Source organism: Serratia sp. CY31944 (assembly GCF_052169175.1).
GTDB lineage: Bacteria > Pseudomonadota > Gammaproteobacteria > Enterobacterales > Enterobacteriaceae > Serratia > Serratia sarumanii.
In genome coordinates this window covers 33,677-53,139 of the sequence record NZ_JBJNLG010000004.1, presented here as the reverse complement: position 1 = coordinate 53,139, position 19,463 = coordinate 33,677, and the positions used below count along the sequence as shown (strand labels likewise).

Here is a 19,463-nt window from a genome sequence, read left to right as displayed (position 1 = left end):
TCAATGCATTAGTAAATTTGCGTGGGCTTTGGCAGGGAGTGAAACACCGGCCACGACCGCGTCCGCTCAGCACCCTGTGCCCGTGCCGCAGCCGTTGAGCCAGCGGCTATCGGCACCGAAAAGCGGTTTTTTTAGGCTATCTTTCGATTTTGTGAGCTGCTGCAACATTCGCCGTTTTGGCGATGCGGCGCGAAATCGACCGCCGTTGCTTTGCGGGTTGGAAAGATGTTAATAGTACCGGGCAAACGGAAATACGCGTCGTTATCCGGATTAATGATGATCCAAAAAAAATAGAGACAATTATGGTTCAGGCGTCATTGAAAATTGAGAATGCACCGGTCACCTTGCGCGAATTGGCATTGGCGAAAATTAGGCAGGCGATTATCTCAGGGTATTTTCAGGCCGGCGATCGTTTGGTGGAACGCAGCCTGTGCGAGGAGCTGGGCGTCAGCCGCAGCGTGGTGCGCGAGGTGATCCGTTATCTCGAAGCGGAGGGGCTCATTGAAACGCTCGGCAAGAAAGGGCCGATTGTCGCTATTCTGACCTGGGAAATTGCCGAGCAGATTTATACTATTCGCCTGCTGCTTGAACAGGATGCCGCTCACGACTGCGCCCTGAAAGCCGGGCCGGAAGATAAAAAGAAACTGCATGAAAAATTAATTGCGATTAATCAGGCGTCGGCCGGGCAGGACGATATTCAGCGCGTTGAAGCCTCGCAGGCTTTTTATGAAACCATTTTCCAGGTGGCCCATCACGCCATTGCCTGGGAAATCGTTCAACGCCTGAACAGCCGCATCAGCCGCCTGCGCGCCCTGACCCTGAAAACCCCGGAGCGCCAGCTGGCCGGCTTCGAGCGCATGACGCGCATTTATCACGCCATCGAACAAAACAATCCGACGCAGGCCAGGCAAGAAGTCATCGATCACCTGACCGAGGCCGCCGCGCTGGCCAAGCGCATTCTGCAACAGGAGTCCTGAGATGCCCGCTTACTGGATCGCCCATGTTACCGTGAAAGATCCGCAGCAATATCAGCATTACATGGATTTGGCGCCCCAGGCGTTTCGCCAGTTCAACGCCCGTTTTCTCGCCCGCGGCGAACAGGCGCAAACGCTGGAAGGCCCATCGTTTGTGAAACATGTGCTGATCGAATTCGACGACTACGCCACCGCGTTGGCCTGCTACCATTCGCCGGCCTATCAGTTGGCGAAACAACAGCGGCGCCACGTGGCGGAAGCCATGATTACCATCGTCGACGGCTTGCCGCCCGCCCATTAAAAAGCCCCCGCCGTTACGGCGGAGGCTGGGTGATGTGAGGCGTGATAACCGCGTTCAGAAGCGCCGGGTCAGGCCGGCGTTTTCCGCTAGTTATTTCTCTTCAGGATCTTCCCAGTTTCAGCCCAGATCTGGCTGCGATAATGATCGTCTTCCTGAGAGAAGAAAAGTACGGTCAGCCCATCCTTGTCCAACAGCGCAATGCCATCGGGAGCAGGACGCCACGCCACAGGCTCTTGCGGCAAGACGTCGGGCGTGCAATCAGATAAAAATTTCAGGCTATAGCCGCCGGCCGATTCCACACTCTCCGCGTTGAGCTGCACAACACAAGACTTTGATTTATCACTGACCGTCCACTGCCCGGATAGCGTTTCGGCGGAAGGTAACACCAGACTGCTTGCCATAGAGGCTCCTGAAAACAAGAAAATTATTCCGACAAGAATAAATTTGCACATAGCTGGCCCATGCGAAACGGTGGGCATCATCGCCCACCGTTGCCGTTTTACACGATAAAGTCAACAGCGACGTCGGCCTGCCCGACGATGTGCACCAGGAAGTCTGGATTTGCACCGCCATGGATATTGAAGGCCAATTCACTCAGATTGCTCTGGGTATCATAGGATACCAGCGCTTCACCGGCCTGCCCGCTGAAATGATCGACAAACTGAATGAAATCACTGCCTTTAGCGCCCTGGTTGAAGAAGGACAGATCGATCTTGTCCTTGCCTGACTCAAAGTCCCAAATGGTATCAGGAGCCCGAACAGGCGAGTCATTCACATCAGAGAAGACAAAAATGTCGTTGCCTTGCCCTCCCCATAACTGATCCTGGCCCGCTCCACCGTAAATGACATCGTTGCCGGCGCCGCCTTTGAGCGTATTGTCTGCGTGATTCCCAACAATGACGTCATTACCTGAGCCCCCTATCGCGTTTTCGATGGTGACGCCAGCGGCGATGGAAACATTCCCTTTTAATCCCCCGACGTCGGAGAAAGCGCCTTCGTTCAAGTTGATACGTTGATTTTGGCTATACCCCGAGAAATCAAGGGTATCATTACCGCCTGCATCCCAAACAGACATCACCAGTTTGTCGTGGCTGTCGTTAAGCGTATAGAAGTCTCGGCCTGTATTTGAATTAAACCCGTAAACGGTGTCGCCGGTTCGGGTGGTCATATTGGCGCCGTAAAGATGCTGGATTGCCGCGATATCATCAACCAGCGGCGCAGCGGCATAGTAATGGCCATGATCCGCATTGGTAATGGATTCATTCCAGTAACTCATTACGCTAAACTGCCGGGTATCTTCGGCGTAAACTGCCTTGGTATAATCTGGGCTGCCTTGCCCCGCATTATAAGTGCCCGGGTGATCTAACCCGAGAGTATGGCCAACTTCATGGGTAATGGTTAAGCGGCCGTAATTACCTAGCTCAGGATGCAAATTTTCGGAGTGATTCTTAATGTTGTACCAACTTTGCCCATCAGAATTGAACCCCCTGTAATCATTGCCATTATATGAGAACGGTTTCAAGGCATACGCTTGTCCTGTCCCCTCATAATTGCCAAAGGTAATATTGGAGGGTTGGCCTGCGGCAACTTCGACAAATTTGATGTTGGCAACATCGGCCCAGGATTGCAAAGACAGCTTCGCCTGTTCTTGTTGCTGTTGCGTGAACGCGCTCAGCCCCGTATCACGTTCCGGGGAGCGGTGGCCCAGGTTCAGTTCGTTATAATCCCAATCCGGGAAGGAATAGGTCACCGTCGCCTCTTTTCCCGTGACGTGAACGCCATTCCAGGTTTTATCGCCGCGCGCGATCTGCAACCCCGCCTCATTTATGTCATAAGACGGTTTGTTATTTATCGTCAGGCCATTCCCGCGCTCATGGTAGTGAATAAGATCGTTAACACTGTCCCAACCCGTTTCGTTTCCATTCATGGTATTACCCATAACTTTCTCCACAAAGTAGCTAGTATTGCTATGACATCCGAAATGTCCCTTGGGGATAATCAAGATCCTGAGAATAGCGATCACCCGATATGCCCCACTCTTTTTGCCTATCCCTTTACAATTGACTTTTAACTACCCGATGCCTCCTTATCCATGATTGAGAACTGATGCAACTGCGTGAGATCGCGATATGTCCGTGCAAAATGCACGGAAATAATAGGCGCATTGATCCGGCAAGGGTTTGATTCCAGAGTTTGCGCGTTGAGGCTAAGTTGAGATGCCGCTCAAAGGGGCGGATGGCAACGGCCGTTCGATACCTTGTCTCGTTGCCAGAGACCACAGCAGACGTGGTCTCGTGTTGTGACCGTTGCCTGCTATCCGAACCGTTACCCGAAGAAAATTACGTGAATGCATTTGCGCCACCATCCAGTTTTGCTAATGATTATCATTCGCGAGGCTATCTCACACGTAAGCAAAGTGTCAACAGATGAAACAAAACATTTCTTGATTTGCATCATGATTTTTTCGCTAAGCCCCAGTGAGCGGGCGACGACGGGCGTTGCAGAGTGCATAAAATGGCGTTTATCACCGTCTGGACTGGGTTTTTTGTCAGTGTTACCGCATAGAGCAGGCAGAATACCCTTCGGGGGTACATCATGGCGACTGAACATTTGGCCACAAAGAAACATCAAGAATGATTAATTTTCACAGCAATAACACGGCATGGTCCGATTACTTATTTTTCGCTGCAATATAAGGGATGCTTATAAATAACAGGAGTATTCCTAATGCGTTCACGCGGGATGTATTCCATGCTGGCGGGCCGATTTTTAGCCGCGCCCGCTGGCTATTCCCATTTTAATTGGCAAGACTATATTGAAAGAAGCTCTGCCCTGGAGCGAGAATATGGGTAATTTTCCGAGGAAATACCGCATGACCCTGTTGCCCAAGCAGAGCAATAACAAAAATCCGATTGATCTCTATGGCGAAATCGTAGACGACTTGCCCGGCCTGATTTGCTTCGGCAACCGCCTTGGCGGTTACTTCAATAAACAGTGGCGCGACTATACCGGCGCCATCGCCGGTGAACACGGCGCCGCCGACTGGCTCGATACCCTGCACCCCGACGATCGCGAGCGGCTGGCCGCGCAATGGCGCCAGGCGATCGTGGCCCTTTCCTCGTTCGCCGGCGAAGCCCGCCTGCGCGATCGCAGCGGCGCCTACCGTTGGTTTATGCTGGCGTTCAACGCCCGGCAGGACGGCATGGCGCTGGAGCTCAGCTGGTACCTCACGGCGACCGACATCCATCCGCAAATGCTGCAGCGCCAGCAAAACGTTCAGGCGCTCTCTATCCAGCAAGACATGCTGGACGCCAGCGTCGACTGCATCAAAGTGATCAATCACGACGGCACGCTGCGCCACATGAACCGCTCCGGCAGCCTGGCCCTTGGCCTTGATCCGGCGCAAAAAGAGTTTGGCATGCCCTGGCTGGGGCTGCTGTCGCCCGAGATCCGACGCCGCGGCAGTAAGGCGCTGCGCAGCGTCAGAGCCGGAAAGAATGCGCGCTTCACCGGATTGAGCGTGACGCCGCAGGGTAAAAAACAGCACTGGGACAACATTCTCACGCCGGTCAGCGACGAACACGGCGCCGTGGCCGAGATCTTGTGCGTCTCGCGCGACGTGACTTCACAGCGCGTGATGGAACAACGTCTGTTGCTCGCCAGCGAATATGACGAATTGACCGGCCTGCCCAACCGGCGCCTCTTCAAGAAAAAGCTGAAGCAAGAGATGAAGCGCGCCCTGCACGGCAACAAGTCCCTCGGGCTGATGCTGTTGGATCTTGACCACTTCAAGCTGGTGAACGACACGCTGGGCCACGCGGCGGGCGACCATCTGCTGCGGATCTTGGGTAAAAGACTCAGCGCCTGCATGAATGCGCACTCGTTCGTCTCCCGCCTCGGCGGCGACGAGTTTGCCGTGGTGATCAGCGACGTCGAAAACGAGCAGGATATTTTCCGCATCGCCAACAAGTTTCTGCTGCAGCTGGAGACGCCGATCACCCACGGCGGCAAGACGCTGCATTGCGGCATGAGCCTTGGCGGCGCCATCTATCCCAAAGACGCGCGCGACGCTTCAGAGCTGATGAAATGCGCCGATACCGCGCTGTATGAGCTGAAAGACGGCGGCCGCGGCGGTGTCTATATGTTCGACCGCAAAATGATGGACAAGGCGCGCGCCCGCGCCAGCCAGCTCAACTACGCACGCCAGATCGTGCGCGACAACTGCATCCGTCCCAGCTACCAGCCGAAGGTCTGCCTGACCGACGGCAGCATCGTCGGCTTTGAAGCGCTGCTGCGCTGGCACTGCCCGATCAACGGCGTGCAGCTGCCGGCAACGGTAAGCGAGGCGTTCAACGACTACGAACTGGCGACCAAGATCAGCGAGGCCATGCAGCTGAAGGTCTTCGCCGATATCGCCCGCTGGCGCGCGGCCGGCGTGGCGGTGCGGCCCATCTCGCTGAACGTGTCGCCGATCGAGTTTTTACGCGACAACTACGCCGAAACCTTCCTGCAGCGCCTGCTGAAGTTCCACATTCCCCACCCTCTGATCGAACTGGAAGTGACCGAACACGCGTTCAACAAGCACGGCTCGAAGTACGTGCTGCGCGCGCTGCAAATGCTCAAGGAGATGGGCATCCGCATCGCGCTGGACGATTTCGGCACCGGCCACTCCTCCTTTAGCCATATCATGGATTACCCGCTGGACTGCATTAAGCTGGACTGCGACTTCGTTCAACGGATGAATACCGAACCGGCGATCCTGGCGATCGTGGAAAGCATCGGCATCCTCGGCCAAAAACTGTCGATCGATATCATCGCCGAGGGCGTGGAAACCGAGCTGCAGCGGCAAACGCTGTGCGAAGCCGGTTTCCATATCGGCCAGGGTTATTTGTTCAGCCGGGCTGTGGAATCCCAGCGGGTGCCCGAGCTGCTGCAGGCGATACGACAACCAGCCAAAGGCGGCATGACGAACCGTTAAACCAGGCATCGCATATCCATATTCGGGGGTTTTGCCCCCCATATTCCCCACCGTTTTTTCACCACTTCCTCAGCGAGATATTTGTGAGAACCCTCACAAAGCATAAACGTATCTTTACATTTTTGAACGCTTAAGCTTCCGTTCTGTCGGATTTGAGTGTATTCCAGAGCGTCAAAGAGATTTTTTTTTCACTTAATTGGGAACGTTACCGGAGATTTGTTAAAAAATAGTTAATCCAAATCAATGCACTACTCAATGGCAGGAGGTTCTGCGATGCACGCTAGGCAAGAGAAGAATGCAATGTTCATTTCGTTCGATGCCGTCTCGGTCTCAGGAATCACGGTAGAAGCAATGAAGATTGCCAAACGACTGCAAGCCTGTGGATTTCGGTCTTATCTTGATCTGGGATACGACATCAAGATTGATAAGGGAAACTTTAATAAACCCTATAGACATGAGCATGATATCTACCGGGATGTCTTTACGCTTGTCCGCCTGGACGGCATCACGTCGATTCCAGACTACCACCCCGCCTTTCTCGACTACGCGCACGCGGCGTTGATCGGCCAGAAAACGCCCATTGACGAGCAAGAAAAAGTCGCTTTGTTGCACACCATTGCGTTGAAGGCGCGGCAGCTGGCGGATCGCCTCATCGCCCAATGGGAAGCGCTCGCAATCAGCCATGTGGTGGTGGAAAACGGCACGCTGCCGGAAAACATCATCTATACCAAAGCGCTGTATCTGGCGATCGAAGATTACGGCCGGCGTTATCGACTGACACGTTTCGTGATATGGCGCGATCATGACCTGATGTGGAACAGTGAAAAAAAGGTGCTCAAATACGGCCCCCCACCTTATTCTCACGCCATCAAACCTATCGCTTCAAAATACATTACCTATGTCACGCTCAATCACGATCTGAAGCAGAAGCTTGAGGCCTGGTGCAATCATGATGTCCATGTCGAGGTAAAGAAAAACACCTATGATTTCTCGGAAAGCCTCGAAAGGATAAACTGTAGAAAGCAGATTAATATACGTGAAAATGACATTCTTATTGCCAGAACCACCCGCATAATCCCCCAGAAAAGATTGGACCGCGATATTGTACTGGTCAGCAAGCTTAACGATTTATTTATACGTGACAACAACACTCGCCGAGTCTGTTTGGCGATCGCCGGCAATGAATATGAGAATCCTTCATGTTATTTGCAGCTCGCCAAATTGGCGCAGGAGCTGCAAGTTCTCCCCTACGTCAAATTTGTCGGCATGCTTCCCCATGCCAGTATGCGTTCGCAAAGTGATACGCTTTGCATAGAGGACCTTTATTATTCCTGCGATTTGGTCTCTTTTCTCACCTCATATGACTATGACAGCTACGGCAATCCCATTGGTGAAGCGGTAAGCTGCCGGCGCTGCTATATCGCCACCAGCTACGAGTATTACCATGAGGTCTATGGCCAGCACGGCTTTGAAGCCCCTATCATGACGATCTCTGAGTTACACGACGGTTTGCCAAGTGACGAATTCGTCGACGAACTCTATCAATTTATTAATAACAAAGAAAAAATGAGACGCGTAGCGGAAAACAATTTCACGCTAGGGAAACGGGTGCTGTCAAACAACGTCATGGAATATTTAAATATTAGTTAAACGTCAATATCACTTGATGTGATATTTCACTTTCAGACAAGGCATTTCTAACCGTGGACTTTCATTAGCCCTGGAGGATCTATGCGTGATACTGTTTTTGTGTCTATCGTACTGCCCGTTTATAATGAAAGCGACCGTATTGAGGCGGTCTTGCTTTCTCTATTCAATCAGAATACCAAAGATGAATTAATCACCCACGACACTTACGAGCTGATTATTGTCGATAATAACTCCACCGATGATTCCGTCGCTAAAATAAATGCTTTTAGTGAAAGTCATCCGGTTATGGATATTCTCGTTATCGATGAAAAGGTACAGGGGGTCTCTTCGGCCAGAAAACGCGGTATGGATTATGCGTCGCTGCGATCTAAAGCCCGCGATAGCCGGCTGGGAAAGAAACGCAAGCACTATATCGTGTCTGCCGATGCCGATTGCACCGTGGATGCATTTTGGCTTTACGAGCTGGTGAATACCATGCTCGATCAACAAGGTGACCTGGGCACCAGCAACTATTACTACAACCCCGTAGATTTTGAGCAGCGCCCCAACCTGTTCCGCGAGATCCAGAAAACGCTGCGTCTGCGCGAATTCTCGTTCTCCCTGTTCGGCGGCTTCCCCGACGGCAAGGGGTTCGGGGTGGAACGCAGCCTGTATGACGCGGTAGGCGGCATTGAAATCTTCTATCAGCTCAACAACGGCCGTTTTGTCGAGCACCTGTCCGACGACTGGGATTTCGGCATTAAGGTTATCGCCTACGGCGGCAAACCGGTTTACGCCCGGCATGCTTACGTTGAGATCAACAGCCGTCGGGTCGACACCATCCTCGACGAGGTAATCAACGGCATCGCCTACGGCAAAGACGGCATCATTATCATGAAGGACGTCCGGCCGGACGTTGAGCAGCAGAAAACCGTGCTGGCGGACGCCACACCGGCGGAGGCGAAACTGGCCTGGGATTACTCGGTCAAGGACTACACGCCCAAGAATATCTTACTGCCCGTGCTGCTCAACCCATATCTGCTGTTGGAAAACAGCGAAGTGCGCGATTTCTTCTCCGGCCCGTTAGCCGACCGCCTCTACCGCCGCATTCACGAGCTGAAACACGAAATGCGCATCATCGATTTCAAACCAATTCATGCCTACAAAACCCCCGCCTATCGGCTCTACCTTGAGTTTCGCGATGCGCTGTTTGCCGCCATGCGCCGCGCCGTCGGTGACGATATCGGTTTCCCGCCCGCATTGCCGACCTGTTTCGACGCGGTCAACGACGAGGATTTCTCCCGCTTTGTTTATTACTTCTGTGAAGACCGCGAGTCCGGCGAAGCACATAACTATTTCGGTAATGGAGGGGTCTTCTGATGAATGACGAAGCCTTGCAATCGTTATTGGATATCGATGAAAACTACCCTACGCCGCAGGTGAACGCTTTCCTGGCGCAACCGGAAAACCGGGCCTTTCTGGAGTATGTGCATAAGGATCCTTTCGGCTGTCACGTGTTCCCCGGCGATATCGTCGACTACCCGCTGTCCGCGTTTTTTGCCGATATGGAAGACGACATTCGTCAGGCGGGCAAAATCCATCTCTGGGCCTATATCCCGACCTGCCGCTATCGCTGCCATTTTTGCCAGTACCCCACGGTGATACTCAATCCCAAGGCGCCCGCCTCTCAGGAGGTATTCCGCGATTTGGTCGACTTCAATATCAAAGAAGCTCAAATGTGGCTGGCGCGCGTGCCCAGTCTGGCCAAGGTGGAAATCGGCGAATTCAACGTCTTCGGCGGCACGCCGTCCCTGCTGCCGGAGCCGGAACTGCGCCGCATGATGGCCTTCTACTACAGCCACTTTAACTTCGCCAACGCCACCCTACGCTTCGAAGGAGAGCCAGGCACCCTGAATAAAGCCTATCTGACACTGTTGAAAGAGCTCGGTTTCAGCAAAATCAGCTTCGGCACCCAGTCCTTCAATGATGACATCATCACCGCCTGTGGGCGCATGCATTCGGCCGAGGAGTGCGTGGAAACCATTTATCATGCGCGTGCACTCGGCATCGATTGGGTCAGCGTGGATCTCATCTATGGCATGCTTGGTCAAAGCGTGGACGACGTAAAATACGACATGGAAAAGGCGCTTGCGCTGGATTTGTCACATGTCGTCTGCACCAAGCTGCACATGGATGAGTTTATTAAAAATCGCACCGGCGTCTCGGGCGAACGCGAAAGCCTGTGGCAGAAAAAGGGGCTGATCAGTGTCAATAACATGCGTTTCCCAGGACTGGGCAAGCAGTACCAAATGCGCGAACTGGTCGAAAGATACCTGAACGACGGCTATACCGAACACCCCACCATGTACTTTCACCGCAATGATCAACAACCGGAAAAGTGGAAGGCACTGATCACCGATCTCGACAAACAGTATCCAGAAGTGGCGATCGGTTTGGGCGGCAGTTCCAAATCGACGCGCTCCGAAGCCATCAACATCACCGGTTACAAGAAATACAAGGACGCGCTTAACGAAGATCGGCTGCCCATCGAGGAAAGCCGCGGTTTTTCTCCGATCCAGCGCGAAGTGAACGCTTTCAAAATGGCGCTCTCCACCTTGCAGCCAGTGGACGATCGGGTGTTTAAACGGCGCTTTGACGGCAACAGTCTGTTTGCTAACCCGATCATCCGCCACACGTTGAAAATCTTGGTGGATAAAGCGTTGGTCACCGTCGATGGCCCGTGCGTCACGCTAACGCCCATCGGCATCACGCTGGTTGAAGCCATTATCAATACCCAATTTTCCGCAGAATTCCCCCATCAGGAGTAAATGATGAGCGCAACCGCCTCCAAACCTAAACCGGTATTCAGCTTCTATTACATCGGCATCGATACCGAAGCCGGCGTAACGCAACAACAGTTTGAAACCTTTGTCCGCGAAAAAGGCGTACATATCCCCTGTTATCCCGGCTGGCGCTGGACGTTGCTACGCGGCCTTCGCGGTGAGCGCGTCGGGCAATACCTGATGCTGTATGAGATTGACAGCGTCGAGCAGCGCGATCGTTACGTTACCGCTACGGGGCAGCGAACGACACAGGCGCATGAATTCTGGCGGCAGCATGCCGACGCGCAGGAGATCCTCGCCCAGTGGCGAAAATTGGGCACCTACAGTCAGTTGCCGACGCTGTTCAGCGATTACCGTCTGCTGGCGGAGAATGAAAGAAGTGACGTGCCGAGTGGCCCGCGTTATCAAGAACGGCCCGGAGAGGCACCCGAAGCACGCATTATCGGCATCCACAATCTGGCGCTGCACGAGGGCGTGACGCCGGCACAGTTCGAACGTTTTATCGCCGAGAATCATCATCGCATTGAAGATTATCCGGGTTGGAAGTTTCATTTGCTGAAGGGAGAGCGCGGTAATCGGCTAGACCAGTACGCGGTCATGATGGAAATCGCCAGCCTGGCGGCGCTGGACGTGTTCTACCCGGAACCCGACATCGCCACCGTCGAAGCGGCAACCTTCGCCAAAGCGCATCGCGACACCAAACAAATGTATGAAGAGTGGAAGCAACTGGCGTCATTTTCCGGTTCGCCGCAAATTTATACCGATTATCTGTCCGTCGCACAGAGCCGATCGTCATGATGCTGCATTGGCTAACCGGTGAGGCCACAGAGAATCATCGCCAGCAAATCGCCACCCGAGCGATCTTTTTCCTCGCCGGGTTGGGCATGGCCGCCTGGGCACCGTTGATCCCTTTCGTGAAAGCGCGGTTGGGCATCGATGACGGCACGCTCGGTTTGCTGCTGTTTTGCCTTGCTGCCGGCTCCATGGCGATCATGCCCTTTGCCGGTTATCTGATCGGCAAACTGGGCTGCCGCACCGTGTTGCTGGGTGCAGGCGTCTTGCTGTGCATCGACTTGCCGTTGTTGGCATTACTCGATGTCCCGCTGTTGATGGGGGTGGCGTTGGGGGTATTTGGCGCCGTTAACGGCATCATGGATGTGGCGATGAACTCACAGGCAATAGTCGTCGAGCGGGAGAGCGGCCAGGCGAAAATGTCCGGCTTTCATGGTTTTTACAGCCTTGGCGGCATTGCCGGCGCCGGTGGCATCAGTCTGCTCCTGCTGCTGGGCATCGTCCCGTCCCTGGCCATCGGCCTGATCGTCGTCCTTATCGCGATCCTGCTGCCGATCGTCGCCGGCGACTTGCTCACGTACGGCGGCATCGGCGAACGGTGCCGGGGCGGCGTGCGGCTAGCGCTGGCCCACGGCAAGATCCTGTTTATCGCCCTGCTCTGTTTCTTCGTGTTCCTGACAGAGGGAGCGATGCTCGACTGGTCGGCATTATTCCTTCATGCCGAACGCGGCGTGGCCAAATCGCAGGCAGGGTTGGGATTCACTCTGTATGCCATCGCGGTGGCCTGCGGACGGCTGTATGGCGACAGACTGATCGGCATCATCGGACGCTACCGCACTCTGCTGGTCGGTAGCCTGTGCGCCGCAGCGGGATTGCTGTTGATCGTCACCGTCCCTCTGGCCTGGGCCGCCTTTGGCGGGCTGATGCTGGTCGGACTGGGCATCGCCAACATCGTTCCCATTCTGTTCAACGCCGTCGGCAATCAAAAACAGGTACCGCCTGGCCAGGCCTTTCCCGCCGTGACGCTGGTCGGTTATGTCGGTTTATTAACCGGCCCGGCGCTGATCGGTTTTATCGCCAAATACACCACTCTGACTTTGGCTTTCGGTTGCACGCTGATCTGCCTGGTGCTGGTCTGCATCAGCGCCAGAGCCGTGACGCGCTCATCTCACTGACTTAATTTGCGAGGATCGTTTAATGAATGTATCAACAACGCCGGTTTTCTCCCTGCATTACGTGGGGATCAACCTGAAAAGAGGCATCGCCTCGGATCGCTTCGAGGATTTCGTTCGCCGCAAAGGCGTCGCCATCCCGGCCTATCCCGGCTGGCAATGGACGCTGCTGCGCGGCCTGCGCGGCGAGCGTGAAAATCAGTACCTGATGGTTTATCAGGCTAAGGACGCCGCCACCTACGCGCGCTATATCGACGGCAACGGCGAGCTGACCGATGAGGCGCACGCCTTTTGGCGGCAGCGCCCGGAGGCAGCCGCACTGATTGAGGAGTGGAAAACCTTCGCGACCTTCGCCGAACTGCCGACCCTTTACACCTGTTACAGCCTGGTGGCGGAGAATAGTCGCAGTTCGTTGCCTCCCGGCCCCAATTATCGCGACCAACCGGGACAGGAAAGCATTCAACGTGTCGTCGGCATTCATAACCTGGCGCTCAAAGCGGGCGTCACGCCCCAGCGTTTTGAACGGTTCATCACCGACAACATCCACCGCGTGGAAGACTACCCAGGTTGGAAGTTTCACCTGCTGAAGGGCCAGAGCGGCAACCGCCTGGACCAATACGCGGTGATGCTGATCATTGAAAGCCTGGCGTCGCTCAACGCGTTCCATCCGGATCTCGATGTCTCAACCGAGCAAGCGCTCAGGTTCGTGGCGGAGCATCAGGACACTGAACACATGTACGACGAGTGGAAAACACTGGCGTCGTTCTCCGGCGCGCCACAAATCTACACGGATTATCTGGCGATTAGCGGCAACGAGAATCACGCGCATCCGGCGTAAACCGAGTGGCGGCGTTGAGCGCCGCCGCCTTCACGGCCGCCGTTCGCCGAACGGCGCCAATTGCATGCCGACCAGCGTCACCACGCAGATGAGCGCCCCGGCGTAGAAGGTGGAGGCGGAACCGAACAGCTCCCACAGGGTTCCGGCTCCGAGACTCGCCAGCAGTAGCGCCACGCCGCTGATCAGATTGAACATGCCGAACGCGGTGCCGCGCAGGTGCGCCGGCGCGGTATGCGCCACCATCGCCGCCAACAGTCCCTGCGTCATGCCCATGTGCACGCCCCACAGCGCCACGCCAAACAGCACCCCGCCCCAATGATCGCTCAGCGCCAACACCAGATCGGCGGCGATCAGCACCAGCAGCCCGGCTTTCAGCAATCCTTCATGGCTCATGCGATCGGACAGTTTACCGAACGGATAGGCCGAGCAGGCGTAGACCAGATTCATGGCGACCATCACCAGCGGGATCAACGCCAGCGGCGTGCCGCCCTGCTGCGCCTTCAGCACCAGGAACGCTTCGCTGAAGCGCGCCAGCGTGAAGACGGCGCCGATGCCCACCACCCACCAATAGCCGCGCCCCAGCAGCCGCAGATTGGCGCGGGTGATCGGGTTGGTGCGCTTGTGGGTTATCGCGGCGGCCGGCTCTTTCAGGCCGAAAAACAGCAGCGCAATCGCCAGCGCCGCCGGGATCGCCGCCACCCAAAAGATGGCGCGAAAATCGTTGTGCCACAGCAGCATCAGGCCGACGGCCAGCAGCGGCCCTAAAAAGGCACCGACGGTATCCAGCGACTGGCGCAGCCCGAAAGCCGCACCGCGAATCTCCGGCGGCGTCACGTCGGCCACCAGGGCATCGCGCGGCGCCCCGCGGATGCCTTTGCCCACGCGATCCAGCAGGCGCGCGCTCATCACCATGCCGGACGACGACGCGATGGCGAAAAACGGTTTGCTGATGGCGCCCAGCCCGTAGCCCAGCAGCGCCAACCCTTTGCGCTTGCCGAGGTAATCGCTCAGCACGCCGGAGAACACCTTGACGATCAATGCCGTCGCCTCCGCCAGCCCTTCGATCAGCCCGATGACGATGACGCTGGCGCCGAGCGTCGTCGCCATAAACAGCGGCAGCAGGCTGTGGATCATTTCCGAGGAGACGTCCATCAGCAGGCTCACCCCACCCAACACCCACACGCCGCGCGGTATGCGGCCCAACGTAGCGAAACGCGACAGCATGGTTCATCCTCGAGAGATTCAGCGCCACCGGCGGCGCTTCATGACATTTCCAAGATTGGATAGTTGATTTTGTTCGTTCACAGATCTGCCGCCTTTAGAGATAGTGCAACGACCTTGTGACACCCATAATAATGCAGGTAATTAACATAATGATATATAGCAAAAAGATGATTGTGATGGCGGCGCTGCTGAGCTTTTCCGCCGCGGCCGCGCCAGGGGTGGATCTCGTCGCCAACGAAACGCCGATCCACACGGTGAAGAGCGCCGAAGCCGTGGCCAAAATCCCCGCCGATTTCAAGTTCGTAGAGCCCGGCACGCTGACGGTGGCCATTTCCCTGCTGGGCAGCGGCCCGCCGTTCGGCCTGTACGCCCGCGACAATAAAACGGTGATCGGCAGCGAGGCGGACATCGCGCGCCTGGTGGCCGACGGCTTGGGATTGAAACTCAAGCTGGTGCCCACCTCGTGGGAAGACTGGCCGCTGGGGGTGGCCTCCGGCAAATATGACGCCGCGGTTTACAACATCACCGTGACCAACGAACGCAAGACCAAATTCGATTTCGCCACCTATCGCCAGGATACGCTGGGGTTCTACGTCAAATCCGACAGTAAAATCACCCAGATTAACACCGCGCCGGATATCGCCGGTAAAAAGATCATCGTCGATTCCGGCACCAATCAGGAAGCGGTGCTACTGGCCTGGGACAAGGAGAACCGCGCCAAGGGGCTGGCACCGCTGCAGCCGGTGTATGTCACCGACAAGGCCGCCTCCACGCTGGCCATTCAGTCCGGCCGCGCCGATGCCACCTTCGGCCCCAACGTCTCCGGCGCTTATCAGGCGCGGCTGACCGGCAAAACCCGGCTGGTAGGCATCGTGCCCGGCGGCTGGCCGAAGACCGCCAACATCGCCGTCACGCTGAAGAAAGGCAATGGCCTGGTGGATGCGGTGCAGGCATCGCTCAACAGCGCCATCGCCAACGGCAGCTATCTGCAGGTGCTGGATCGCTGGGCGGAGAGCGACGAGAAGATCGCCCATTCGGAGATTAACCCGCCGGGGCTGGGGGATTGAGAGAGCAACAGGCTCCGCGCAGCGGGGCCTTATCGCCGCTCAATCGAGAAGTGTCATTCCGCCGCCGCTTTCTGCCTTCCCAGCTTGCGGTACAGCGTGCTGCGCGAAACGCCGAGCGCCTTGGCCGCCCGGCTGAGGTTGCCGCCCGCCCTGTCGATCGCCGCCTGCAGCGCCTCCAGGCCGGTATCGGCGTTCTCCTGGCGCGGCGCCAGCACCGCGATGGACTGCGGCAGATCGTCCAGAGTGAGCACCGCATGATCGTCCGCCAGCGCCAGCAGCACCTTGAGCGTACTCAACAGCTGCCGCACGTTGCCGGGCCACGGGTAGCGCGCCAGCATCGCCAACGCTTCCGGCAGCAGGCGAATGTCGCGCCGCTCGCCGCCCAGCTCTCGCCACAGCTGCATAATAAAGGCTTCCAGCTGCGCCCGCTCTCGGAGCGGCGGAATGCGCAGGCTGTATTCCTGTATGCGGTACAGCAAATCCTCGCGAAACGCCCCCGCCTCAACCTGCCGATGCAGATCGTGGTGCGTGGCGCAGACCAGCGCAAAATCGACCGCAAAGGCGCTGCGGCTGCCGAGCGGCGTGACCGTTTTTTCCTGTAACACCCGCAGCAGCCGCGTTTGCAGGCCCGCCGGCATGTCGCCGATTTCATCGAGGAACAGCACGCCGCCGTCCGCCTCGCGGATCTTGCCGATATAGCCTTTCGGGTTGGCGCCGGTAAACGCCCCCGGCGCATAGCCGAACAGCTCGGATTCGATCAGCGGCTCGGGCAGCGCCGCACAGTTGATCGCCACGAAGTTGCCGTTGCGCCAGCGGCTCTCTTGAAACAGGCGTCGGCTGAAATGCTCTTTACCGCAGCCGGTTTCGCCGGTCACGCACAGCGAAAGGCCGGCGTTGAGAATCCGCAGCGCTTTCTGATGCTGCTCGTCATGCCGTTCCGCCGGCGGCGTGGAACGCAGGGCGCTGACGCGGCGCTGCGGCGCCTCGAGCAGAGAATAATAGTGCCGTTGATTGCCGGCCAGCGTCTGACGCGGCGCGCCGGAGGGCTGTCGCAACAGATCGGGGAACAGCTGGGCGAACTCGACGGAGCCGAATGCGGCCGGCGAGAGCTGAAACTCCATCATCGCCAGCCGATTGGCGGCGACCAGCACTTCGTCGTGAAACACCAGCAGCAGCTCCTGCGCGCTGCCCAGACGACCGGCATCGGCGTGCAGGCGCAGCGTCCAGTGACGATCGGCGATCGCGCTTCTGACCCAGCGGTGTTCAATATGTCGCACCGCCTGCATGATCAGGCGCTGCGCATCGCGATACGGCCGCTGCGCGGGGGCGGAGAGATCCAGTATGCCGGCAATGCGGCCATCCGGCCGATAGATCGGCGCGGCGGTGCAGTTCAACCCGGCGTTTTGGTTGAGGAAATGCTGGTCGCCGCGCACTTCGCAGAACGCGCCCAGCGCCAGCGCGGTGCCGATGGCGTTGGTGCCCCGCTCCGCTTCTCCCCACTGGTTGCCCGGCGCCAGCGCAAAGCGCGACGCCTTGTGCAAAAAGTCGGTATTGCCGCGGGTTTCCAGCACCAGCCCGTCGGCGTCGGCGATCACCACAATGGCGGGCTGGCGCGTAATTTGCGCGCCCAGCTGCTCGATCAGCGGCTGTACCCGTTGCGGCACCCAGTCGTTGCGGCTGCGCAGCTCTTCGAGCAGTCCGGCTTTGATAAACGGGATATGGCGATCGGCGCGCGTCAGGCCGTAGCCCCGGCTGCGCTGCCAGGATTCCGCCAGCGGACTGGCGCCCTCGGTGGGCAAGCGGTCGTCAGGCAACATGCGTTTCTCCCCCGTTTGCGAGTGTTGCAAATATGTATCACAGATGTGCATCAAGCGTTGCGACACGGGACACAAAAAAACACCGACGACGGCGGAATCGCCCGATTCGCTAAGTCATATCAGTTTTTAACACGCTAATAAATAAGCCATTTTTATCATCACCCTCGCCTTTCGTTAATCTGGCACGCGCCGTGCTTCTCTGTGCTGCGGCGGCATGCCGCATTCACAGGCGCAGCCCAATAGCGCTGATTTTCATCTGCAGAGAGGTGCTTAACATGAAATATGTCCACCCCGGTTTGCCTGGCTCGCTGGTTTCGTTCCGCAAGCGCTATGGCAACTACATTGGCGGCAAATTCGTCGAACCGGTATCCGGCAACTACTTCACCAACACCTCGCCGGTGACCGGCCAGCCGATCGCCGAATTCCCGCGTTCCGACGCCAAGGACATCGAGCTGGCGCTCGACGCGGCGCACGCGGCGGCGGACGCCTGGGGAAAAACCAGCGTGCAGGCGCGTTCCAACGTGCTATTGGCGATCGCCGATCGCATCGAATCGCGGCTGGAGATGCTGGCGCTGACCGAAACCTGGGACAACGGCAAACCGATCCGCGAAACCCTGAATGCCGATCTGCCGCTGGCGGTCGACCATTTCCGTTACTTCGCCGGCTGCCTGCGCGCGCAGGAAGGTACCGCGGCGGAGATCGACCAGAACACCGTGGCCTACCATATCTATGAACCGCTGGGCGTAGTCGGCCAGATCATCCCGTGGAACTTCCCGCTGCTGATGGCCGCCTGGAAACTGGCGCCGGCGCTGGCGGGCGGTAACTGCGTGGTGCTGAAACCGGCGGAACAGACCCCGCTCGGCATCAGCGTGCTGATGGAAGAGATCGGCGATCTGCTGCCGCCGGGCGTGCTCAACGTGGTGCAAGGCTTCGGCGCCGAGGCCGGCGAAGCGCTGGCGCGTAGCAAACGCATCGAGAAGATCGCGTTCACCGGCTCCACGCCGATCGGCCGCCACATCCTCGCCTGCGCGGCGGAAAACATCATCCCCAGCACCGTCGAGCTGGGCGGTAAATCGCCCAACATCTATTTCGCCGACATCATGCAGGCGGAGCCGGAGTTCATCGACAAGGCAGTTGAGGGGCTGGTGCTCGGTTTCTTCAACCAGGGGGAGGTCTGCACCTGCCCTTCACGCGCGCTGATTGAAGAATCTATCTATCCGCAGTTTATGGAGAAAGTGCTGGCGCGCATCGCCACCATCCGCCAGGGCGATCCCTTCGACACCGACACCATGCTCGGCGCGCAGGCGTCGCAAGAACAGTACGATAAGATCCTGTCCTACATCGACATCGCCAAGAATGAGGGCGGCAACATCCTCGCCGGCGGCAAACGCACGCAGCATGAGGATGAATTGCAAAACGGTTTCTACCTGCAGCCGACGTTGATTACCGGCAACAACAGCATGCGCTTCTTCCGCGAGGAGATCTTCGGGCCGGTGATCGGCGTCGCCACCTTTAAAGATGAAGCCGAAGCGCTGGCGCTGGCCAACGACACCGAGTTCGGGCTGGGCGCCGGGCTGTGGACCCGCGACATCAACCGCGCCTATCGCATGGGCCGCGCCATCAAGGCGGGCCGCGTATGGACCAACTGTTACCACCTGTATCCGGCGCACGCCGCGTTCGGCGGCTACAAGAACTCCGGCATCGGGCGCGAAACCCACAAGGCGGCGCTGTCGCACTATCAACAGGTGAAAAACCTGCTGGTCAGCTACGACGCTAAACCGCTGGGCCTGTTCTGAGCCGGGCGTAACAACCAGAAGGCCACCCGCAG

At 57.2% G+C, this 19,463-nt stretch carries 15 protein-coding genes; 11 read left to right on the top strand and 4 right to left on the bottom strand.

Going from position 1 to position 19,463, the window contains the following annotated elements; all coding sequences use genetic code 11:
- The first annotated feature begins 182 nt into the window (after window positions 1-182).
- Window positions 183-977: a GntR family transcriptional regulator gene (locus ACJ8IN_RS05870; protein WP_308325712.1), complete on the top strand. Its 795-nt coding sequence runs from the start codon at window positions 183-185 to the stop codon at window positions 975-977.
- 1 nt (window position 978) lies between these two features.
- A complete protein-coding gene (locus tag ACJ8IN_RS05865) occupies window positions 979-1,275 on the top strand; it encodes a DUF1330 domain-containing protein (protein ID WP_049212328.1) in 297 nt (98 codons plus the stop codon).
- Between the two features lie 86 nt (window positions 1,276-1,361).
- Here the strand turns inward: ACJ8IN_RS05865 and ACJ8IN_RS05860 are convergent, their stop codons facing one another.
- On the bottom strand, window positions 1,362-1,676 hold the full coding sequence (locus ACJ8IN_RS05860) for an AprI/Inh family metalloprotease inhibitor (RefSeq protein WP_033648294.1): 315 nt from the start codon (window positions 1,674-1,676) through the stop codon (window positions 1,362-1,364).
- A gap of 98 nt (window positions 1,677-1,774) precedes the next feature.
- The gene (locus ACJ8IN_RS05855; protein ID WP_161764378.1) at window positions 1,775-3,214 is read right to left on the bottom strand and encodes a serralysin family metalloprotease; all 1,440 of its coding nucleotides are present in this window, start codon (window positions 3,212-3,214) and stop codon (window positions 1,775-1,777) included.
- A 933-nt stretch (window positions 3,215-4,147) separates the two neighbouring features.
- Between ACJ8IN_RS05855 and ACJ8IN_RS05850 the strand changes: the two genes are divergently transcribed.
- The 7 genes from ACJ8IN_RS05850 (at window position 4,148) to ACJ8IN_RS05820 (ending at window position 13,527) form a co-directional block, all read left to right on the top strand.
- Window positions 4,148-6,253: a putative bifunctional diguanylate cyclase/phosphodiesterase gene (locus ACJ8IN_RS05850; protein WP_308325711.1), complete on the top strand. Its 2,106-nt coding sequence runs from the start codon at window positions 4,148-4,150 to the stop codon at window positions 6,251-6,253.
- A gap of 300 nt (window positions 6,254-6,553) precedes the next feature.
- A complete protein-coding gene (locus ACJ8IN_RS05845) occupies window positions 6,554-7,903 on the top strand; it encodes a glycosyl transferase family 2 (protein ID WP_230202051.1) in 1,350 nt (449 codons plus the stop codon).
- An 81-nt stretch (window positions 7,904-7,984) separates the two neighbouring features.
- Window positions 7,985-9,262, top strand: a complete 1,278-nt coding sequence (locus ACJ8IN_RS05840) for a glycosyltransferase (protein ID WP_047567518.1) — start codon at window positions 7,985-7,987, stop codon at window positions 9,260-9,262.
- Window positions 9,262-10,710 carry a radical SAM protein gene (locus ACJ8IN_RS05835; protein WP_047567520.1) on the top strand — a complete coding sequence of 483 codons (1,449 nt, stop codon included), beginning with the start codon at window positions 9,262-9,264 and terminating at the stop codon, window positions 10,708-10,710. Before ACJ8IN_RS05840 ends, ACJ8IN_RS05835 begins: the two co-directional genes overlap by 1 nt.
- Before the next feature lie 3 nt (window positions 10,711-10,713).
- Window positions 10,714-11,523 (top strand): hypothetical protein, encoded by an 810-nt coding sequence (locus tag ACJ8IN_RS05830; RefSeq protein WP_047571622.1) that lies wholly within the window; start codon window positions 10,714-10,716, stop codon window positions 11,521-11,523.
- The gene (locus ACJ8IN_RS05825) at window positions 11,520-12,692 is read left to right on the top strand and encodes an MFS transporter (protein ID WP_060420677.1); all 1,173 of its coding nucleotides are present in this window, start codon (window positions 11,520-11,522) and stop codon (window positions 12,690-12,692) included. The genes ACJ8IN_RS05830 and ACJ8IN_RS05825 overlap by 4 nt, the downstream gene beginning before the upstream one ends.
- Before the next feature lie 22 nt (window positions 12,693-12,714).
- Window positions 12,715-13,527: a hypothetical protein gene (locus ACJ8IN_RS05820; RefSeq protein WP_047567528.1), complete on the top strand. Its 813-nt coding sequence runs from the start codon at window positions 12,715-12,717 to the stop codon at window positions 13,525-13,527.
- Between the two features lie 30 nt (window positions 13,528-13,557).
- On the opposite strand, the gene ACJ8IN_RS05815 is transcribed toward ACJ8IN_RS05820, so the two are convergent.
- Window positions 13,558-14,751: an MFS transporter gene (locus ACJ8IN_RS05815; RefSeq protein ID WP_197846362.1), complete on the bottom strand. Its 1,194-nt coding sequence runs from the start codon at window positions 14,749-14,751 to the stop codon at window positions 13,558-13,560.
- A gap of 149 nt (window positions 14,752-14,900) precedes the next feature.
- Between ACJ8IN_RS05815 and ACJ8IN_RS05810 the strand changes: the two genes are divergently transcribed.
- The gene (locus ACJ8IN_RS05810; RefSeq protein WP_094860074.1) at window positions 14,901-15,818 is read left to right on the top strand and encodes an ABC transporter substrate-binding protein; all 918 of its coding nucleotides are present in this window, start codon (window positions 14,901-14,903) and stop codon (window positions 15,816-15,818) included.
- A 53-nt stretch (window positions 15,819-15,871) separates the two neighbouring features.
- Here ACJ8IN_RS05810 and ACJ8IN_RS05805 read toward each other — a convergent pair whose 3' ends face one another.
- On the bottom strand, window positions 15,872-17,635 hold the full coding sequence (locus ACJ8IN_RS05805) for a sigma-54-dependent Fis family transcriptional regulator (RefSeq protein WP_197846363.1): 1,764 nt from the start codon (window positions 17,633-17,635) through the stop codon (window positions 15,872-15,874).
- 275 nt (window positions 17,636-17,910) lie between these two features.
- Between ACJ8IN_RS05805 and exaC the strand changes: the two genes are divergently transcribed.
- A complete protein-coding gene (gene exaC / locus ACJ8IN_RS05800; RefSeq protein ID WP_060420671.1) occupies window positions 17,911-19,431 on the top strand; it encodes an acetaldehyde dehydrogenase ExaC in 1,521 nt (506 codons plus the stop codon).
- Window positions 19,432-19,463 lie beyond the last annotated feature (32 nt).